17 protein-coding genes and 2 pseudogenes are annotated in these 19,223 nt (G+C 71.1%); 8 read left to right on the forward strand and 11 right to left on the reverse strand.

The genetic code is table 11. The annotated features are described in order from the left end of the window. Window positions 1-297: pseudogene (locus tag P1P75_RS28160) on the forward strand (hypothetical protein); the annotation flags it as partial. 42 nt (window positions 298-339) lie between these two features. Here the strand turns inward: P1P75_RS28160 and P1P75_RS28165 are convergent. Next, a complete protein-coding gene (locus P1P75_RS28165) occupies window positions 340-1,188 on the reverse strand; it encodes a helix-turn-helix transcriptional regulator (RefSeq protein ID WP_319260459.1) in 849 nt (282 codons plus the stop codon). 139 nt (window positions 1,189-1,327) lie between these two features. Here P1P75_RS28165 and P1P75_RS28170 point away from each other — a divergent pair, with 139 nt between their 5' ends. Continuing rightward, window positions 1,328-2,107, forward strand: a complete 780-nt coding sequence (locus tag P1P75_RS28170) for an NAD(P)H-dependent oxidoreductase (protein ID WP_319260462.1) — start codon at window positions 1,328-1,330, stop codon at window positions 2,105-2,107. A gap of 313 nt (window positions 2,108-2,420) precedes the next feature. On the opposite strand, the gene P1P75_RS28175 is transcribed toward P1P75_RS28170, so the two are convergent. The 4 genes from P1P75_RS28175 to P1P75_RS28190 all read right to left on the reverse strand — a co-directional run bounded on the left by P1P75_RS28175 (window position 2,421) and on the right by P1P75_RS28190 (window position 6,523). Further along, the gene (locus P1P75_RS28175; protein ID WP_319260465.1) at window positions 2,421-3,452 is read right to left on the reverse strand and encodes a LacI family DNA-binding transcriptional regulator; all 1,032 of its coding nucleotides are present in this window, start codon (window positions 3,450-3,452) and stop codon (window positions 2,421-2,423) included. A gap of 76 nt (window positions 3,453-3,528) precedes the next feature. Further along, window positions 3,529-4,356 carry an ATP-binding cassette domain-containing protein gene (locus P1P75_RS28180; protein WP_319260468.1) on the reverse strand — a complete coding sequence of 276 codons (828 nt, stop codon included), beginning with the start codon at window positions 4,354-4,356 and terminating at the stop codon, window positions 3,529-3,531. After that, window positions 4,353-5,348, reverse strand: a complete 996-nt coding sequence (locus P1P75_RS28185) for an ABC transporter permease (protein WP_319260470.1) — start codon at window positions 5,346-5,348, stop codon at window positions 4,353-4,355. The genes P1P75_RS28180 and P1P75_RS28185 overlap by 4 nt, the downstream gene beginning before the upstream one ends. A 158-nt stretch (window positions 5,349-5,506) precedes the next feature. Then, on the reverse strand, window positions 5,507-6,523 hold the full coding sequence (locus P1P75_RS28190) for a sugar ABC transporter substrate-binding protein (protein WP_319260473.1): 1,017 nt from the start codon (window positions 6,521-6,523) through the stop codon (window positions 5,507-5,509). A 255-nt stretch (window positions 6,524-6,778) separates the two neighbouring features. On the opposite strand from P1P75_RS28190, the gene P1P75_RS28195 reads away from it, so the two are divergent. From P1P75_RS28195 to P1P75_RS28210, 4 genes are all read left to right on the forward strand, one after another. Next, on the forward strand, window positions 6,779-7,741 hold the full coding sequence (locus tag P1P75_RS28195; RefSeq protein ID WP_319260476.1) for a carbohydrate kinase: 963 nt from the start codon (window positions 6,779-6,781) through the stop codon (window positions 7,739-7,741). A gap of 222 nt (window positions 7,742-7,963) precedes the next feature. Next, entirely contained in the window at window positions 7,964-10,525 is a 2,562-nt protein-coding gene (locus tag P1P75_RS28200) for a GH32 C-terminal domain-containing protein (protein WP_319260479.1), read from the forward strand. 120 nt (window positions 10,526-10,645) lie between these two features. Further along, a complete protein-coding gene (locus P1P75_RS28205) occupies window positions 10,646-10,951 on the forward strand; it encodes a putative quinol monooxygenase (protein WP_319260481.1) in 306 nt (101 codons plus the stop codon). A 270-nt stretch (window positions 10,952-11,221) separates the two neighbouring features. After that, window positions 11,222-11,905 carry a hypothetical protein gene (locus P1P75_RS28210; protein WP_319260484.1) on the forward strand — a complete coding sequence of 228 codons (684 nt, stop codon included), beginning with the start codon at window positions 11,222-11,224 and terminating at the stop codon, window positions 11,903-11,905. 169 nt (window positions 11,906-12,074) lie between these two features. On the opposite strand, the gene P1P75_RS28215 is transcribed toward P1P75_RS28210, so the two are convergent. The 4 genes and pseudogenes from P1P75_RS28215 to P1P75_RS28230 all read right to left on the reverse strand — a co-directional run. Continuing rightward, entirely contained in the window at window positions 12,075-12,554 is a 480-nt protein-coding gene (locus tag P1P75_RS28215) for a diadenosine tetraphosphate hydrolase (protein WP_319260487.1), read from the reverse strand. An 84-nt stretch (window positions 12,555-12,638) separates the two neighbouring features. Beyond that, window positions 12,639-13,346 (reverse strand): phenylalanine--tRNA ligase beta subunit-related protein, encoded by a 708-nt coding sequence (locus P1P75_RS28220; RefSeq protein WP_319260497.1) that lies wholly within the window; start codon window positions 13,344-13,346, stop codon window positions 12,639-12,641. 56 nt (window positions 13,347-13,402) lie between these two features. Then, complete coding sequence (locus P1P75_RS28225; protein ID WP_319260502.1) at window positions 13,403-13,546, reverse strand: hypothetical protein; 144 nt, start codon at window positions 13,544-13,546, stop codon at window positions 13,403-13,405. Next, window positions 13,509-13,735, reverse strand: a pseudogene (locus P1P75_RS28230) (EamA family transporter); the annotation flags it as partial. The pseudogene P1P75_RS28230 and the gene P1P75_RS28225, both read right to left, overlap by 38 nt. A 135-nt stretch (window positions 13,736-13,870) precedes the next feature. Here P1P75_RS28230 and P1P75_RS28235 point away from each other — a divergent pair. After that, window positions 13,871-14,455: an XRE family transcriptional regulator gene (locus P1P75_RS28235; protein ID WP_319260489.1), complete on the forward strand. Its 585-nt coding sequence runs from the start codon at window positions 13,871-13,873 to the stop codon at window positions 14,453-14,455. 173 nt (window positions 14,456-14,628) lie between these two features. After that, window positions 14,629-15,945 carry a ferredoxin reductase family protein gene (locus P1P75_RS28240; protein WP_319260500.1) on the forward strand — a complete coding sequence of 439 codons (1,317 nt, stop codon included), beginning with the start codon at window positions 14,629-14,631 and terminating at the stop codon, window positions 15,943-15,945. Between the two features lie 31 nt (window positions 15,946-15,976). Here P1P75_RS28240 and P1P75_RS28245 read toward each other — a convergent pair whose 3' ends face one another. Together P1P75_RS28245 and P1P75_RS28250 are read right to left on the reverse strand one after the other, a co-directional pair. Next, the gene (locus P1P75_RS28245; protein ID WP_319260492.1) at window positions 15,977-17,809 is read right to left on the reverse strand and encodes an ABC transporter permease subunit; all 1,833 of its coding nucleotides are present in this window, start codon (window positions 17,807-17,809) and stop codon (window positions 15,977-15,979) included. A gap of 6 nt (window positions 17,810-17,815) precedes the next feature. Then, window positions 17,816-19,156, reverse strand: coding sequence for an ABC transporter substrate-binding protein (locus P1P75_RS28250; RefSeq protein WP_319260495.1), 1,341 nt, complete (start codon window positions 19,154-19,156; stop codon window positions 17,816-17,818). Window positions 19,157-19,223: the final 67 nt, after the last annotated feature.

Raw genomic sequence — 19,223 nt, forward strand, 5'->3', positions numbered from 1 at the left:
CCTCCCGCACGACCACCGAGGGCGGCGGAGCGCTCGGCTTCAGCCCGGCCGGGGCCCCCGCCCTCGGTGGTCGTGCGGGAGGTGCGCCGGCCCGTGCCCGTGCACGGCATCTACGCCGCGGTGCGGGAGTCCGCGCCCGAACGGCCCGCCCTGAGCGCGTTCGTCGCCGCCCTGAGAGAGGCGGCGGCCGCCGCCCGACCCGACCGGGAAGCCATCCGCGCCGCTCCGAGCCCGCAGGACGTGCCCCGGATCAGGCTCGCCGCCCTCGCACGCCTCGGCCCAGGGGTGGACCTGTGACTCGTCGCAGGGCACGTCACCGTCACATGGCTCACCGTCGGGTCACTCCCGAAACCGGGCGTGCACGGTGGGATGTCCCTCACCGCTGTCCGTGCCCAGCCCCGCGAGCAGGCGCAGCCCGTCCTCGGCGGGACTGCCGGGGGCCGCGGACAGCACCAGCAGCTCCATCCCCGACTCGTCCGGTAGCGCGAAATTCTCCTGGTGCAGTTCCAGGAGTCCGACCAACGGGTGCCGGTACGCCTTGCGCCCATGTGTGCGGGCGCGCACGTCCGCGCGGGCCCAGAGACGGCGGAACCGCTCGCTGCGCATGGCCAGTTCGCCGATGAGGGAGGCCAGGCGTGGATCCTCGGGGTACTTGCCGGCGGCCAGGCGCAGGTGCCCGACCACGTCGAGGGTGCACTTCTCCCAGTCCGCGTAGAGGCCGCGCTCGGCCTCCTCGAGAAAGATGTGCCGAGCGGTGTTGAGGCCCGGCATCGGGCGGCCGTAGAGGAGTCCGGCGAGGCGGTTCCCGGCGAGCACGTCCAGGCGGTGGTCCATGATCAGTGCGGGTGCGTCCGCGACCAGGTCGAGGACGCGCAGCAGCTCCGGTCGGACCCGCCCGCCGGGCGCCTTCGCGCGGCGGCGCCGCTGCCGGGCCAGCCGGTAGAGGTGCCCGCGTTCGATCTCGTCGAGACCGAGGACGCCGGCGAGCGCGTCGAGGACCTGTTCGGAGGGCTGGGTCGCGCGGCCCTGCTCCAGACGTACGTAGTAGTCGACGCTGACGCCGGACAGGTGCGCGACCTCTTCGCGTCGCAGCCCTTCGACCCGGCGGCGGCTGTCGGTGGGGATGCCGACGGCCGCCGGGTCGACCCGGGAACGCCTGGTCCGAAGGAACCCCGCGAGATCGTCCATGCCCCCGAGTATCGCCTCGATGCCGCCCGTGAGGGTGGCCCTGCCGATACCAGGAAGTCCCGTCCGACGGAAGCGGCGCCCCTGAATGCCGGGCGTCGCGGGGCCCAGGATCGAAGGCATCCGATCCGAAGGAGTTCCGATGAAGACGCTCATCGTCCACGCCCACCCGGAGCCCAAGTCGCTCAACAGCTCGCTGAAGGACCTGGCGGTGTCCACGCTGGAGGCAGCCGGGCACGAGGTACGGGTGAGCGATCTGTACGCGATGAACTGGAAGGCGGTCGTGGACGCCGCGGACTACGGCCCCCACGCCTCACGGCCGCTGAAGGTCGCCCTCGACTCCGGCCGGGCCTTCGACGCCGGGACGCTCACCCCGGACGTCCGCGCCGAGCAGGAGAAGCTGCTGTGGGCCGACACGGTCATCTTCCAGTTCCCGCTGTGGTGGTACACGATGCCCGCGATCCTCAAAGGCTGGGTCGACCGGGTGTTCACCCACCACTTCGCGTACGGAGTCGGCGAGCACAGTGACACCAGGTACGGCGAGCGCTACGGCGAAGGAACCCTCGCGGGCAGGAGGGCTCTGCTGTCGGTGACCGTGGGCGGACCGGAGCCGCATTACGCCGCTCGCGGGATCAACGGCCCCATCGACGACCTGCTGTTCCCCATCCACCACGGCATCCTCCACTACCCAGGCATCGAGGTGCTGCCGCCGTTCGTGCTGTACGGCAGCGACCGGATGACCGCCGAGGACTACCCGGACGTCGCCAAGGCGTGGGAGCAGCGCCTGCTCACCCTGGAGTCGACCGAGCCGATCGCCTTCCGGCGGCAGAACTTCGGTGACTACGAGATTCCCTCGCTGCACCTGAAGAAGGGGCTGGAGCCCGCGGGACGCGCGGGTTTCGGTCTGCACGTGCGCGACTGACCGCGGGCGAGGGGCCCACGGCGAGCTGAAGGAGCAGTCCGAGGGCCCTCGCGCGGGTGAGGCTGAACGCCCATGGGCAGCATGCGCGGTGTGTTCCTCGGGGCGCCCGGCGCCGGCCGGCCGCCTCGGACGAGGAAGGCCGCCGACTCCTGCCCCACAGCCCGGAGTCGGGCTGACGCGTGCGGCAGCCGACGGCCCCGGCCCGGCCACGGACACCAGGCCGGGCTTCCAGCCCCGTCGGCGGGAGGCCACGGCTGTGGCCCGGCCACGGTCCGGGCCGGCGGCGGGAGCGCAGATCTGGGCCGACTCCAGGTCACGCCTTCTGCAGCGCGAGGAGGGGGAGTTCGCCCGAGCCCCGGACGATCAGCCGGGTGGGAACGGTGACCGTGCGGGCGCGCGTGCGGTCGCCGTCGAGTCGGGCCAGGGCGGTGGTGGCTGCCGCCCTGCCCAGCTCTTGCGCGTCCTGGGCGACGACGGTCAGGGCCGGTTCGAGCGCCTCGGCGAGCGCCACGTCGTCGAAGGCGACGACCGCGACGTCCTTGCGCCGGCTGCGGGCCAGTTCGGCGACGATGCCCAGCGCCATGATGTTGTTGCCGGCGAACAGCGCGGTGGGCGGATCGGCCAGGCCGAGGAGTTGGGTGGTCGTGGTCTCGGCGCCCTGCTGGTCGTGGGCGTTGGCGACGAGGGAGCGGTCGTAGGGGATGTCCGCTTCCTGCAGCGCCGAGCGGTAGCCGGCCAGACGTTCACGGCGCGTGTACAGCTTCGGCGGCAGGTCGCCGACGAAGCCGATGCGCCGGTGTCCGTGGGCGATGAGGTGGGCGACGCCGTCGTGGGCTCCGGCACGGTTGGAACTGACGACGATGTCCGTGGCGAGGCCGACGCCCGGCCGGTCGAGGAAGACCACGGGCAGCCCCGCCGTGCGCTGGGACTTGAGGTGGGAGTGGTCGGCGCCGACGGACGGAACGACCATCAGGATGCTGACGCGGCGGGCGAGGAACTTGTCCGTCAGGGCGCGTTCGCGCTCGGGGTCGTCCGCGGAGGAACCCATGAGCAGGGTCAGTCCGCGTTCGCGGACGGTGTCCTCGATGGCGCGGGCCACCGCTCCGAAGAAGGGGTTGGCGAGGTCGGGGATGACCAGGCCGATGGTGGTGTCCGGGCCGCCGACGCGGATGTTGCGGGCCATGAGGTTCGGCTGGAAGCCGAGCTTGGCCACTGCGGCGAGTACCTGTTCCCTGGTCTGCGCGGAGGCGGGTCCGTCCTCGTTGAGTACGCGGGAGACCGTCTTGGCGCTGACGCCGACTTCTCGCGCGACGTCGGCCAGGGTGGGGCGGCGGTGCGCTGCCATGGAGGAAACCGTCTCCTGAGGCTCTCGGGTTCCGGCCGCGGCCTCGGCCGGAAACTGCGAGAGCAGTGTTGTGCTGTCAGGTGGCCTGGACTCCGGCGGCCTTCGCGGCCTCCGAATCCGCTACGACAGTATCTCCGGCCTCGTCGACGGTGAGTGCGCCGGTCATGATGGCGACGACCTCCGCCATGGAGTGGTCGCCGGGCCTGATCAGGGCGGCACGTCTGCCCAGTCGGTGGACGTGGATCCGGTCGGCGATCTCGAAGACGTGCGGCATGTTGTGACTGATCAGGACGACCGGCATGCCCTTGTCGCGCACCCGGCGGATGAGGTCCAGGACCTGGCCGGACTCCTTGACGCCGAGGGCGGCGGTGGGTTCGTCCATGACGACGACGCTGCGGGCCCAGGCGACGGAACGGGCGACCGCGACGGCCTGCCGCTGTCCTCCGGAGAGCGTCTCCACCGACTGGCTCAGTGAGCGCAGGCCGATCTTGAGATCGGCCATGTGCTCGGCCGCCTCCTGACGCATACGCTTCTTGTCCAGCATGCGCAGGACGCTGCCGAGGGGGCCGGGGCGGCGCAGTTCGCGGCCGAGGAACATGTTCGAGGCGATGTCCATGGAGGCGGCCACGGCGAGGTCCTGATAGACCGTCTCGATGCCGTGCGCCCGTGCGCTCTGCGGACCCGAGAAGGTGATGGGCTCGCCGTTCAGGCGTATCTCGCCCGCGTCGGGGACCACCGCGCCGGTGAGTGCCTTGATCAGGCTGGTCTTGCCGGCCCCGTTGTCGCCGATGACGGCGAGGACCTCGCCGGGCAGCAGGTCGAAGTCGGCGCCGTCGATGGCGGTGACCTGGCCGTACCGCTTGACCAGGCCGCGGGCCTGCAGAACGGGCGTGATGGCGGTCATCGGGCCTTCCTCCGGGAGATCTGGTCGACGGTCACCGCGAGGATCACCAGGACGCCGGTGATCAGGGTCTGGTAGATGGAGGCGACGCCCATCAGCTGGAGGCCGTTGCGGAACACGCCGACGATGAGGACACCGATGAAGGTGCCCAGGACCGAGCCGCGGCCGCCGAAGAGGCTGGTGCCGCCGAGGACCACGGCGGTGATGCTGTCGAGGTTGTCGGTCTGCCCGGCCTGCGGGTCGCCGACTCCGGTGCGGGAGATGAGCAGCACGGCGGCGATGCCGTACAGCACGCCGGCCACCGTGTAGATGCCGATGGTCAGGCGCGAGGTGCGGATGCCGTTGAGCCGGGCGGCCTCGGCGCTGTTGCCCAGGGCGTAGACGTGCCGGCCCCAGCCGGTGCTGCTCAGCGCGTAGGCGAGGAGGAGGAAGAGGGCGATGGTGACCAGGGAGCCGTAGGTGATGTCCGTGTGGCCCAGGGGGAACGTCTGCCCCAGGGCCGTCAGCGGGCCGGGCAGGCTGGTGACCGTCTGTTCCTCGGAGTAGATGTGGGTCAGCGCGAAGGCCACGTTGAGCATGCCGAGGGTCACGATGAACGGCGGCAGCGGGATCTTCTGCACCAGCAGCCCGTTGACGAGGCCGAAGCCACCGCAGACGGCCAGGCCCAGCGCGATCGCCGCGAGCGGGGGCAGCGAGCCCTCGGCCGCCATCTTGGCGATCACGATGCTGCCGAACGCCATCACGGCCCCGCACGACAGGTCGATGCCCGCCGTGAGGATGATCAGGGTCTGCCCGATGGCGAGCGTGCCCACGACCATGACCTGCTGCACGATCAGCGAGAAGTTCCCCCCGGTCAGGAACTGTTCGGACGAGAGGGAGAAGAAGGCGCAGGCCAGGATGAGGGCGGCCAGCGGGCCCGTGGTCGGCGCCGTGAGCAGTCTGCGGGCCGCGGTGGGTGCTTTGAGCTCGGCGTACGGCGTGGTCGTGGCTGTCATGCGAAGTCCTTGTCGGAAGACAGATGTCCTTGTCGGAGGACGAGGGCAGGGGTCCCGCCGCCGGGACGAGGGGGCGGTCGTCCCTGGTCGGGGAGGCGGGCCGACCGCCCGCTGAAGAGGAGTGAGGCGTACGGTGTCGTACGGTCCTGGGGCGCGGCTCAGCCCCAGCAGTTCTCCAGGCCGTAGGCGGTGTCCTTCGACGTGATCGCGTCCTGCGCCGTGTCGGTGATGAGCGTGACACCGGTGTCGGTGTAACCGGAGGCCTTCTTGCCGTCCTTGGCGTACGACACGACGGCCTTGACGCCCTCGGCGGCCATCTTCAGCGGGTACTGCTGCGACGTCGCGGCGATCTTGCCGTCCTTGACCGCCTGGGTGCCGGTGCAGCCGCCGTCGACGGAGACGATCAGTACGTCCTTCTCCCGGCCCTTGGCCTTCAGCGCGGTGTAGGCGCCCAGGGCCGCCGGTTCGTTGATGGTGTAGACGACGTTGATGTCGGGCGCCTTCTGCAGGCAGTTCTCCATCGCGGTCTGGCCCTTGGCCTGGTCGCCGCCGGTGTCCTGGGCGCACACGACGTCCTTGTCGGTGGCTCCGAAGCCCTTGAGGAAGCCGTCGTGCCGCTGGACGCCGACGGAGACGCCCGGGGCGAGGTCGAGGGCGGCTATCTTCGCCGGCTTGCCCTTCATGGCGGCCTTGGCGTACTCGCCGATCAGCTGGCCGGCCTTGAGGTTGTCGGTGGCGAAGAGGGCGTCGACCGCGCTCTCCGGGTCGGTCGGGGTGTCCAGGGCGATGACCATGACACCCTTGGCGCGGGCCTTCTCCAGCGCGGGCACGATGGCCTTGGAGTCGCTGGGCGTGATCAGGATGCCCTTCACCCCGGCGGCGACCATGTTCTCGACGGCGGTGACCTGTCCGGCGTTGTCCCCGTCGAACTTTCCTGCCGCGGTGGACAGTTGGGCACCGTTCTCCTTGGCGGCCTTCTCCGCGCCCTCCTTCATCTTCACGAAGAACGGGTTGGTGTCGGTCTTCGTGATCAGACCGACCTTGACGGCGCCCGAACCGGAGTCGGTGGACCCGGTGCCGGAGCCGGATCCGCAGGCCGTCAGCGTGAGGGCCGCGACGCCCGTGGCCGCGGCGGCTCTGACGAGGGAGGAGAACGGGAGGGTGGTGCGAGACATGAACGACTCCTGTGGGATCGCGGGCGGCAGGGTTGGGAGCGGAGCACGCCGCCCCGCGGTGTCATCGTTGACTTATGTCATCGTTGACACCGCCTGGCGAGGATGATGGACTCCGCGTCCCGGCAACGTCAATGCCTTCTGCCCGTCACGAATCGGCAACGTCGGCAGCCGTCGCGTCGCACGGCTGCTCAGCGGCCGTGTCGCCGCGACGGTCCGTGCCCGAGCCTTTCGGGCCTTCCCGAGGGAGAGCAGCCCATGAGCCCGCGTCAGATCACCGTGGTGGGAGAGTGCGTCGCGGACGCCTTCACCGAACCGGCGAACGCCTCGAACGAACTCGCCCTGCGGGTGCTGCCGGGCGGCGGACCTGCCAATACGGCGGTCGCCCTGGCCAGACTCGGCACCCGGGCCCGCTTCCTGGCCCGGCTGTCCGGCGACGTGTTCGGCCGCCTGTTCAGGGCCCACCTGGAGGCGTCCGGCGTCGACCTGGCGGACGCCGTACCGGCCACCGAGCCCAGCACGCTGGCCGTGGCGGAGCTGGACGCCGCCGGGCAGGCCGCGTTCTCCTTCCACGCGCAGAACACGGCGGACTGGCAGTGGACTCCGGGCGAACTGGCACGGGCGGATCTGTCCGAAACGGTCTGCGTGCACACCGGGTCGCTGGCGCTGGTCCGTGAGCCCGGCGGGGCGGTGGTGGAGGAGTTCCTCGCGACAGCGGCTCCGCGGGCCACCATCAGCATCGACCCCAACGTCCGGCCGCTGCTGGTGCGCCCCGACGCCTACCGTGCCCGGCTGGCGCGCTGGTGCGCTCTCGCCGACATCCTGCGCCTGAGCGAGGACGACCTGGAACTCCTCCTGCCGGGCACCTCGCCCGAGCAGGCGTGCGACCTCTGGCACGCCGCGGGGGTACGGCTCGTCGTGATCACGCTCGGCGCCGGCGGTGCCCTGGCCTCACTCGACGGTGAACGGCTGCGGGTACCCGCGGTGGCCACGCGGGTCGTCGACACGGTCGGCGCGGGGGACTCCTTCACCGCCGGCCTGCTGCACCACCTCGGCGCCCGCGGACTCCTGGGTGGCCGGTTGACCGATCTCGGTCTCGACGAGGTCGCGCAGGTCTGCCGGTTCGCCACCCGGGTCGCGGCGCTGACCTGCTCGGTCGCCGGTCCCAATCCGCCGTGGAGCGATCAGCTGGCACAGCTCACGTCCACCGCCGGCACCTGACGGACGGGCGGGCCGCGGCGGGCGGTTCGGCCCGAACCGTTGACGCTTCGGCAGCCCCTCGCCCATTATCGGGCCACCGGATGTCATCGATGACACAAGTCAACGATGACAACCCTGGGCCGACGGCGTGGACGACGACGTCGGCCAGGGCGTTCCCACTCGGTCGGTCCACGCCGGAGCCGCAGGTTCGGCCCGCTGGACGGCCACGGCACAGGAGACACCATGACGTCACGACGTGTATCCCGGCATGCCCGCGTGCGGATGACAGCGGCGGTGGCGACCGTCTGCGCCCTGTCGGCAACTCCGCTCGCCCCCCGGGCCGCAGCCGCCGACACTCCGCCGTACACCGAGACCTACCGGCCCCAGTTCCACTTCACGCCCGAGAAGAACTGGATGAACGACCCCAACGGCCTCGTGTACCACCAGGGCGAATACCACCTCTTCTACCAGTACAACCCCAACGGCAACTCCTGGGGCGACATGTCCTGGGGCCACGCGGTGAGCAAGGACCTCGTGCACTGGACGGAACTGCCGCTCGCCCTGTCGCACGACGACAGCGAGATGGTGTTCTCCGGCAGCGCGGTCGTCGACCGGGACAACACCACCGGCTTCGGCACGAAGAAGAACCCGCCCATGGTGGCGGTCTACACCAGCCACGACAAGGACACGGGCGTACAGGCGCAGTCGCTCGCCTACAGCACCGACCGTGGCCGCACATGGACCAAGTACCAGGGCAACCCCGTCATCGACATCGCCTCCAAGGACTTCCGCGACCCCAAGGTCCAGTGGTACGCGCCCACGCGGAGCTGGCTGATGACGGTGTCGCTGTCCGCCGAGCACAAGGTGCGGTTCTACTCCTCCAAGAACCTCAAGGACTGGACGCAGCTCAGCGAGTTCGGGCCGTCCGGCGCGACCGGCGGCGTGTGGGAGTGCCCCGACCTCTTCCCCCTCGCGGTCGACGGAGACCCGGACAACATCAAGTGGGTCCTCGTCGTCAACATCAACCCCGGTGGCATCGCGGGCGGTTCGGCCGCCCAGTACTTCGTCGGCGACTTCGACGGCGAGACGTTCACCGCCGAGGACAAGGGCACCTACACCCCGCCCGCCGGCACGGTGGTGCAGGACTTCGAGGGCACCGACTTCGGCTCGTGGACGAGCACCGGCACCGCCTTCGGCCGGTCGCCGGCGGCCGGGGCGGTGGAGGACCAGGGCACGGTCGACGGGTTCGACGGCAAGGGCCTCGCCAACAGCTTCCACTCGGGCGACGGCGCCACCGGCACGCTGACCTCGCCCTCCTTCACCGTCGACAGCAGGTACCTCAACTTCAAGGTCGGTGGCGGCCGGCACCCGCACGTGGCCGGAACGGTCATGGAGCCGGGCCCGCCGCCCGCGGGTACGGTCCTCGCCGACTTCGAGGGCGGCACCTACGGCGACTGGACGACCACCGGGGACGCCTTCGGCACCGCACCCGCCACCGGCACCCTCCCGGGCCAGCAGGAGGTCTCCGGCTTCCAGGGCGGCGGGCTGGCCAACAGCTTCCTGAACGGCGACTCCACCACCGGCACCCTCACCTCACCCGAGTTCACCATCGACCGGGCCTACCTCAACCTCCTCGTCGGCGGCGGCCACCATCCCGCCGGCTCCGACCACCCGACCGCCGTCGAACTCCTCGTCGGCGGCCAGGTGGTCCGCAGCACCACCGGACAGGACGGCGAGGCGCTCAACTGGGCCTCCTGGGACGTCAAGGACCTCGCCGGCAAGCAGGCACAGATCAAGATCGTCGATGACAACAGCGGCGGCTGGGGCCACCTCAACGTCGACCACATCATGCTCTCCGACACCCAGGCCCAGCCCGTCTCCCAGGAGACGTCCGTCAACCTCGTCGTCGACGGCCAGGTCGTCCGCAGCGCCACAGGCTCCCACAGCGAGACCCTGGACTGGGCCTCCTTCGACATGCGTCCCTACGCGGGCAAAGAGGCGCGGATCCAGCTCGTCGACATGAACACCGCCGGCTGGGGCCACCTCCTCGCGGACCGGTTCACCACTGCCGAGACACCCGCGAAGTCCGTCGTCCAGCGCGCCGACTGGGCCGACTACGGCAAGGACTACTACGCGGCCGTCTCCTGGGAGAACGCGCCGGGCGGCAAGCGGTACATGATCGGCTGGATGAACAACTGGGACTACGGCGGTGCCGTTCCCACGTCCCCCTGGCGCGGCGCGCAGAGCATCCCCCGGGAGATGTCCCTGCGGACCGTCGACGGCCGCACCCGGCTCATCAGCCGGCCCGTGAACAGCGTGGCGTCCCTTCGGCAGCCGTACCCGGCGTCCGCGTCAGGCATCACCGTCAGGAACACGTCCAAGGCCCTGGCAGACCCCGCCGCGCGGGGCAAGGCCCTCGACATCGAGGCGACCTTCTCCCTCAAGGACGCCGACCGGTTCGGCCTGAAGGTGCGCACCGGCGCCGGGGGAGAGGAGACCGTCATCGGCTACGACACCACGACACAGGAGCTGTACGTCGACCGCACCCGCTCCGGCGCCGTCGACTTCAACAGCTCCTTCCCCGGCGTCCAGACCGCACCCCTGAAGGCCAAGAACGGCAAGGTCAAGCTGCGCATACTCGTCGACTGGTCCTCCGTCGAGGTCTTCGGCGGCGACGGCGAGGCCGCGATCACCGACCAGATCTTCCCCGACCCCGCCAGCCAGGGAGTGGAGGTCTTCGCCGAGAACGGCTCGGCGAAGCTGGACAAGGCCGTCATCTGGCACCTCGACTCGGCGCACAAGTGACGTTCCCACGTGATGCCCCCACGTGAGGCCTGCAAGTGATGCCCCACGGGATGCCCACACGTGACGCGCAGGGGAGCGGCGCGCACGACCGACGCCCATGACCGACAAGGACACGAGACCGTGAAGAAGACCCTGCTCGCCGAGTTCACCGCCCGTGAGGGAACACAAGATGAGGTCGCCCGCCTGATCGGTGACTACGCCCTGACGGTGCGGAGGGAGGAAGGCAACCTCGCCTTCGACGTCTACACCAAGGCGGCCCACCCCCGGTCCTTCTGGATCTTCGAGGTGTACCGCGACGAGGACGCCTTCCAGGCCCACCTCAAGGCGCCGTACGGCGCCCCTTTCAACGCAGCCCTCGTCCCGCTGATCGAGGAGGACGCCTCCGTGCTGACCTTCCTGAGCGCGCTGACCGTGAGTGACGCGTGACGAGCCGCTGACCTGACGTGGGCCGGCCTACGTCGAGTGTGCGGTCCGATGCCGCACCGCGCCGAGACCCGGCAGCGCGGTGGACCATACGGAGGACGAGGGAGAAGGGAGCCGCCAGTGGTGCGACCGCCGCCACCGCGTTGCAGAGGAGCAGGATCAGGAGCCGAAACAGGCAGTTGATCATCTCGCAGGGCGGGGCTTTCCGTTGGGGCGGACGGTGAGACAGACTGGGTCGGCCTGGGCACGCGATCACCACGGGGAGCACGTCGGATGAGCAGCAACGTACTGACCATGTACGGCGGTCCGAGACGCGTCGACGACGGCCAGGGTCAGTCGAGGGTGACGGGCATGGTCAGCTTCTCCGACGGGTCGGGTCCGGCGCCGTCGGCCGTGTACGTGGAGCGCGAACTGCCGCCCGGAGGCACGTCCGCGTACCGTGCGGCCCGGGGGAGCGGGGCCCGTTCCTTCGCCCTGTGGGCCGACGATCAACGCCGGGAGCGGGTGGCCACCGTGGTGACCCTGTCGGCCGGCGGCGGTGTCGCGAGGTTTCAGGTGCTCGGCGCGCACGGCGAGGTCATCGGCACGGTCATGCGCGAGAAGGCACTCCGCGGCAGGGGCCTGCGCACCCGCTGGACCGTGCACCAGTCCGGAGGCACCGCGGCGGTGGGCTCCAAGGGGAGGATCGTCTGGTGGTGGATGTGGTGGCTCCTGCTGCCGCTGATGACGGCCTTCCTCGTGATGACCGTCATCGACAGCGTCCCGGGTAACGAGGGCGGCATGGCTCGCGCACCCCGGCGCATCCGGTGGCGTGCGAACGGGCAGGTCCCGCTGGAGTTCAGGTCCAAGGGCGACAAGCTGCACGTGCACGCACCCGGTGTGGACTGGCGGCTCGGGGCCGCCCTGATCGCCCTCCTGCGCAGCTTCCACGCGGGCGCGTGGGACTCGGTGAAGTAGTGGCCCCAGGGGCGACGCTCCGGCGCGGTGCGTGCTGCGGCGGGGGTCGGTGAGCCGGACCGGCCGGCCTGCGGGCCTTCGTGGATCCGCTCACCACGTGGCCGCCGGTCGGCCGGTGTCGCGAGCGTGCACGAACTCCGCCGTGACGACCAGGGAACCCGACCGGCCGTCAGCCGGCCGAGCGCAGACGGTCGAGTTCGTCCCCGATCGCCTTGCGCAGCGGGTCGTGCTGCGGACCGAGTGCGAACTCGCTGTCGGACCAGTTGTCGCGAGGATAGAGCCACACGGGCATACGCACCGACTCGGCCGGCTCCCACGCGAAGCGTGGCCACACGTGCGCGTGCAGAAACCCGTCAGCGTTGCCGAGGATCTCCAGGTTCACCCGCCGGAATGCCGCATCCATGCGACGCGATGTTCGCTCCACCGCCTCTGCGAGCCGGTCCATGTCGGACAGGAAGGCCAGCCGCTTGGGCCTGGGCAAGTCCGACAGCCTCTCCACCCTGCGATCGTCGACCAGGAGGACCGAGTAACCCGGCAGGAACTGCGCATCGCCGATCACCGCGAACCCCGCGTCCAGGCGCCTCAACACGGTGGGGTTCTCCCCTCGTAGAGCACTCCCGATCCGGTCCGTCCGCCAGTCGTCAGCCATGGACAGAATCTATCCTCCTGCGGTCATCTCCCCCTCGGCTGCCCGGCGTTGTCGTCATCGGCCCGTCCGAGCAGGCAGCTGCTCTCAGGTGGTGACCCGTGGCTGCGCCGGGCTGAGGTAGTGCACGGTGGTCTGCGCGGTGTGGGGGGCGAGGAGATTCCGGAGCTCCTCGGCTGCCGTCTTGAGGAGGTCGCCGTCGCGGTCGGCGTGGAGGGTTTCGAGGACGAAGGCGACGTGCGTGGAGTGCTCGGTGACGCGGGTGCGGTGGGCGTCGCGGTGGTTCCAGTGGCGGGTCAGGACGCCGGTGGTGTCCGCGTAGATGATCTCGCCGGGTTTGGGGTTCTCCACGGTGTCGGGTTCGCCGAGCGGGGTGAAGGACTCGGTGCCGTGCGCGTATCGGATGTCGATGTCGCCGCTGACGTGGTCCAGGTCGAAGGCGCCGGCGGGCAGGCCGTGCCGGACGGAGACCGCGTTGTAGGAGTCGACGGCCGGGTTGATGCGCGGCAGCGTGCCCTTCTTGGCCAGGCGTCGGCCGAGCGCGTCCACGCTGGGGCGGATGCGGCGGGGGTTGGTGCCGAAGGAGCGGTAGGCGGTGTGCCAGGCCTCGATGAGGGGGTCGGTCTCGTCGGCGGGGTGCCAGGTGCAGTCGGCGAGTCGCTGTTCCAGGTCTTCCAGGGCCGCGGTGGTTCGGGGCCAGGGCTCGTGTCCTTCCAGGCCGGTGGCGGTGACCAGGGCGATGAGGGTGTCGGGGAAGGCGTCCATGACGGCGGGGGTGATGTGGAGGACGGGCATGGGCGGGTTTTCCGTTTCTCGTGGCCGGGAGGGGGCGTGGGCGGTCGGGCCGGGGGTCAGGGCTTCCAGGCGCCCGTGCGGTCCAGCCTGCGGAGCTGCTGGAGCGCGGTGGGCGCGTCGAGGCCCTGGCCGCGTGCCGTGAGGCGGTCGGCCGTGGCCGCGGGCGAAGGCGGCGGCGGAGGCGACTCCGGACGCGGCACCCCAAGCGAGGGTGGCACCGCTGAACGAGGCGCCGAGCACAGGCCACAGCATCAGCTCGACCACGAGGGAGGCCGGGCCGCGATCATCACCGTGCGCGGCACGTGAGCCTTACGGGCGCCGAGGCCGCCGAGGAAGTCGGCGCAGCCGTAGGCGAGTGAGCTGCCCAGGGCCATCATCAAAGCGATCACAGTACATCCCCTACAATCAGTGGAACGACTGAACCGTACAATGAAACGACCGGCTGGTGTCAACCGAACGACCGCGCGGTGCATTTCGGTGGTCGGAGCCCAGAGCGGTGGTCGGTGGCGAGGAATGGAGATCAGATGGTCGAGACAGCCGCGGCGCTGCGGACGGTCGCGCGCAACGTCCGGGCCGCCCGCACCCGGGCGGGCCTCTCCCTGGAGGAGCTCAGCCGACGCTCCCAGGTCAGCAAGGGAGCCCTGGTCGCGCTGGAGAAGGCGCAGGGCAATCCCAACCTGGCCACCCTCGTCCGGCTGGCCGACACCCTCGGGATCTCGGTGTCCGCGCTGATGCAGGGACCGTCCGAGGGGCGCGTGCGCATCGTCGACGCCGACGCCGTGGCCCCCCTGTGGACCGGGGAGCGGGGTGGCGACGCCCGACTCATGCTGACCACCTCGGGTCCGGCCCCCGTGGAGGTCTGGCGCTGGCGACTGGAACCGGACGAGACGTATCCGAGCCACCCCCATCAGGCCGGGGTGGTGGAGACCGTCAGCGTCACCTCCGGGCGGATGGTCCTGATCGTCGACGGCGTCGAGCACCCCGTGGAAGCCGGCCAGACGGCCACGTTCGACGGCGACGCCCCGCACACCTACCGCGGTTCCGGCACGGAGACCTGCAGCCTGATCATGACGGTCCACCTTCCGCCCGGTCCCGCGTCGACGACCTGACGAACAGGAACAGTTGAGGCCGAGGGGGGGCGACTTCTCGCCACGTTCCGTATTCTTGCCCGCCCCGGGTCGCGTTGGATCGGGGGGCTCGGGTCCTGGCGATCCCGGCCGGTGCCGGGGCGTCAGTGCGTCATGTGAACAAGGGGGAAGCGGTGGAGGCGACGAGTGCACGGGTGCGGCAGCGCACCATACCTCCGGTCGTCGCGGCGCGGTGGGCGCTGTGGACGTTCGTCATCGTCAATCTGGTGATCGTCGAGGCCTTGTTCCTCACCGCGGGGACCGGCAAGAACGGGGTGCTCACGGTCGCCAAGTTCTTCGGCCTGCACGCCGCCGTGCTGATGCTGTTCCAGCTGCTGCTGGTGGCGCGGCTGCCGTGGCTCGACCGCCGTATCGGCATGGACCGGTTGACGGTGTGGCACCGGTGGGTCGGCTTCACCCTGCTGTGGACCCTCCTCACCCATGCCGTGCTGGTCGTGCTGGGCTACGCCCGGCTCGATGACGCGGCGATGACGAAGACGTTCATGGCGCTGGCGGGAGTACCCGCCTCCCTGCTCGGGATGGGGGCCGCGGCGATCGTCGTCGTGGTCGCCGCCGTCTCCGCCAGGCAGGTGAGGCGGCGGCTGCGGTACGAGACGTGGCACGGCGTGCACCTGCTGCTGTACGTGGCGTTGGGACTGGCGTTCGTCCACCAGTTGCGGGAGACCACGACCTTCCGTTCCTCCACGCTCGCGATGACCTACTGGTGGGCCCTGTGGCTCTTCGCGTTCGGTGCCCTGGTCACGGGGCGGATCGTGATGCCGCTGTGGCGCAACGCCTATCACCGGTTCGAGGTCGTGGCGGTGGTGCCGGAGTCGGACGACGTGGTGTCGGTGCACGTCACCGGCCGCCGCCTCGACAGGCTGCCGGCCAGGGCGGGCCAGTTCTGCATCTGGCGGTTCCCCGGGCACAACCACTGGTGGCCGGCCAACCCCTTCTCGCTGTCGGCGGCCCCCGACGGCCGGACGTTGCGCCTGACGGCCAAGGCGGTCGGCAGCGCCAGCACCGGCCTGCGGCACGTCCCGGTCGGCACCCGCGTGTTCGTCGAAGGTCCGTACGGGGCGTTCACCTCGTTGCACCGAACGCGGCCCGGCGCGCTGCTGATCGCCGCAGGAGTGGGCATCACGCCGGTCCGGGCCCTGCTGGAGGAGGAATCGGCCGGCGACATCGTCGTGCTCTACCGGGTGCGCAGCGAGGACGAGGCCGTGCTGGTGGACGAGGTACGAACGCTGGTCGCGGGCCTCGGGGGGCGGCTCCACCTGCTCACCGGCCGCAGAGGGGAGGGCAGCCCGCCGTTCGAGCCGCAGAGTCTGCGTGCCCTGGTTCCCGACATCACCGAACGCGACGTGTACGTCTGTGGCCCGCCCGCGGTGACCTCGGCCGTGCTCGGTGCCCTGCGCGCTCTGAAGGTTCCCGCCGTCCAGGTGCACGCCGAACGGTTCGGCCTGGCCTGACGACACCGAGGGCGGGCTGGACCCGTTTCCCTCACCTTCTGCCGGAGGCGGCACCCGTGCCGCCGGTGGCGCGCTCACCTGCTCCTCGCGGCAGGACGGCGGACCGGGCCGTCCGTCGGGGCCCGCCTCGCCCCGAGGCCGTGCCCGACACGGCGAGAACGGCGAGCAGGATCAGCGCGCAGGCCGGCCCCAGCACGGTCCAGGGCGCGAGTTCCACGTACGGCTGGTTCTCCGACAGCAGACGGCCCCACTCGGCGGTGGGAGGCTGTTCACCGAGGCCGAGGAAGCCGAGGGAGGCGAGCACGAGGACCGTGGTGGGCAGGCGCAGGAGGGCGTTGCGCAGTACCCCGGGCAGCACGGCGGGCAGCAGGTGATGGCGCAACAGATACGCCGGGCCGGCGCCGAACGAGAGGGACGCGAGCATGTGACCGCTGGCCCGTTCCTGTTCGAGCAGGGCCGAGCACTGGGCGGCGTAGGGCGTCCAGCCGACCAGGCAGACCGCGCACGCGGCACCCCAGGCCGACGGGCCGGTCACCGCCGTCGTCAGTAGTCCGGCGAGGACCGCCGGCAGCGTCGACACGACTTCCGTCAGGCCCGCGCCCACCTGTGCCGCCATACCGATCAGCAGCCCTGTCACGGTGCACACCGCCGTCACCGCGAGGGCCGTGCCCACTGTGCGCAGCGCTCCGTGGCCGAGGCGGGCGAGCAGGTCACGTCCGAGCGCGTCGGTGCCCAACGGGTGCCCGGCCGAGGGCGGGAGCAGCCGCGCGGCCGTGTCCACGTGCAGGGGATCACGCAGCAGTCCGGCCACGACCAGGGCCAGCAGGGTGATGGCACAGATGCCGGCGATCCAGGGGGTGGAGCGGCTTCGGGGGAGGTCCGGTGCGCGCAGGGCGGGCAGGGCGCCGTCCCGCAGTGCCGGGCCGAGGAGGGCGCGGCGCAGGGCCTGGATGAGGAGTCCGGCGGCGATGCCGAGGAGGACCAGGACCAGGGCCGCGGTCTGCAGGGGCGGGAGGTCCTGGGCGACAGCGGCATCCAGGGCGAGCCGGCCGAGCCCTGGGATGTTGAAGATCTTCTCCACCGCGACGGCACCGCCGACCAGGGCCACGACGGTCGGCAGGAGTTGCGGGAGCACCCCGGCCAGCGTGCGGCGCAGCGCGTGCCGGGCGACGTGGCCGGGCGCGAACCCGTAGGCGTGCCAGGTCCGCGCCCAGGGTTCGTCGAAGGCGGCGGGCAGTGACTGGTCGAGCAGAGCGCCGATCATCGCCCCGGACGGCACGCCGAGCGCGAGCGCGGGCAGCACCATCCACTGCGGCCCCTCCCAGCCCTGGGACGGGAACCAGCCGAGCCACACTCCGCACACGGTGGCGAGCAGGGAGGCGAGGAGGAACTTGGGCAACGCGGCGAGGGCGGCGGCCCCGGTGGCCGCCCTTCCCCGGTGCAGTCGCCGCCGCGACCCGAGATACAGGGTGCGGGCGCTGACCAGCGCGGCGACCGCGATCGTGACCACGAGGGCGCCGAGCATCATGGTGACGGAGACCGCGAAGGCGGCGGTCACCTCGGGCAGGACCGCCTCGCCCGACACCCAGGAGGTGCCCGCGTCGCCGCGTGGCAGTCCGCCGAGCCAGTGCGCGAGATGACTGAACGGGCCCTTGTCCAGGCCCAGTTGCTCGCGTACGGCGGCCAGCTGCGCGGGGGTCGGATCCTGGTCGGCGGAGCGGGCCCGCAGGACCGTCAGCGCGGGGTCGGTCCTGGACAGCCACGGCAGCAGGGCCACGGCCGTCAGAAGCGCGGCCCCGGCGGCGAGGCGGCCCGCGCCCGCCCGCCACCGGACCGGGCGGGCATCGGCCGGCGTGACGCTCATCAGCCGCTACTTGAGGTGGGTGTCGACGTTGATCAGGGAGCGCTCGCGGGGATCGAGGAGCACACCTTCGACCCCCGTGGCGATGCCCTGGACGACCTGCTCGTGGACCAGCGGCACGACGGCGTCCGTGCGCAGGACCTCCGCCTCGGCCGCCAGGATCTTCTGCTGCCGCTTCGCCGTGTCGCCTTCCCCGGCCGCTGACTTGATGGCCCGGTCGACCCCGGAGTCCTTCAGCCCGGCGATGTTGTAGACGCCGTCACTCGTGAAGTCGCTGGCGAGGTAGGCGACGGCGTCGCCGGTGTCGAGGAGCGTGACGCGGGAGAAGACGAGGGCGTCGTACTCGCCGGCGAGGAGGCCGGCCTCCATCTGCGTGTACTCGCGCACGTCCTGCTTCACGGTGAACCCCGCCTTCTCCAGCTGCTGCTGGAGCACGGTCGCGGCCTCGGGGAGTTCGGCACGGTTGGTGTAGGTGGCCAGGCGCAGGATCTTGCCCTTGGTGTCGGCCTTCACCTCCGCGGCCGTCGAGGCCTTGGCGCGGCCGGTCACCTCGCCCCGGTCGCCGGCGGCCCAGGGGATCGCCGGCCCGAACAGGGCTTTCGCGGGGTCGGCGTATCCGCCGAACACCGAGTCGACGAGGGCCGAGCCGTCCACGGCCTCGCGGGCGGACGCGCGCAGCGCCTCGTCCGTGAAGATGCCGCTTCGGGTGTTGAGGATCAGGCTGTCGGTCCGTACGGAGGGCACCTCGTGGCGGGTGTCCTCGTCCAGCAACCGGGCCTGGGCGGTGGGTATCCACTCGGCGATGTCGACGTCGGCGCCGCGCAGGGCGTTGGCGCGGGCGGTGCCGTCGGCTATCCAGGTCACGTCGATGCCGGACGCCTTCGCCCTGCCGCCCCAGTAGCCGTCGAAGCGGTCGAGTGCGGCCTTGCTCTTCCCGGTGAGCTTCGTGATCTCGAAGGGGCCCGTTCCGGTGCCGACCGGACTGACGCTGCCGTCCTTGCCGTACGCCTTCGCGGAGAGGATGCCGAGTGCGGGGCTGGCCAGCCGCAGGGGGAGCACCGGGTCGGGGACCTGGGTCGTGATGGTCACGGTGTCGGTGTCGTCCGCCTTCGCGGACAGGGTCACGTCGCTGAGGACACGGGGTTTGGTCTCGGCAGCGTTCGCGTGGTCGAGGGCGCCCACGACCGACTCGGCGGTGACGTCGGTGCCGTCCTGGAACGTGGCCTTGCGCAGTTCGAACGTCCAGGTGGTGGGGCTCTTCCGGGTCCACGACCTCGCCAGCGCGGGGGCGGCGGCCCCGGCCTCGTCCAGCCCCGTCAGGCCCTCGGCGACGGAGAGCTTGCTCAGCACGGTGGCGTCGTTGCTGTACGGGGAGAGGGCCTTTTAACCAATCTACAAGCCCCCGAGAACGGAAAAA

This window comes from Streptomyces sp. ID05-39B (genome assembly GCF_033794725.1).
Lineage (GTDB): Bacteria > Actinomycetota > Actinomycetes > Streptomycetales > Streptomycetaceae > Streptomyces > Streptomyces bobili.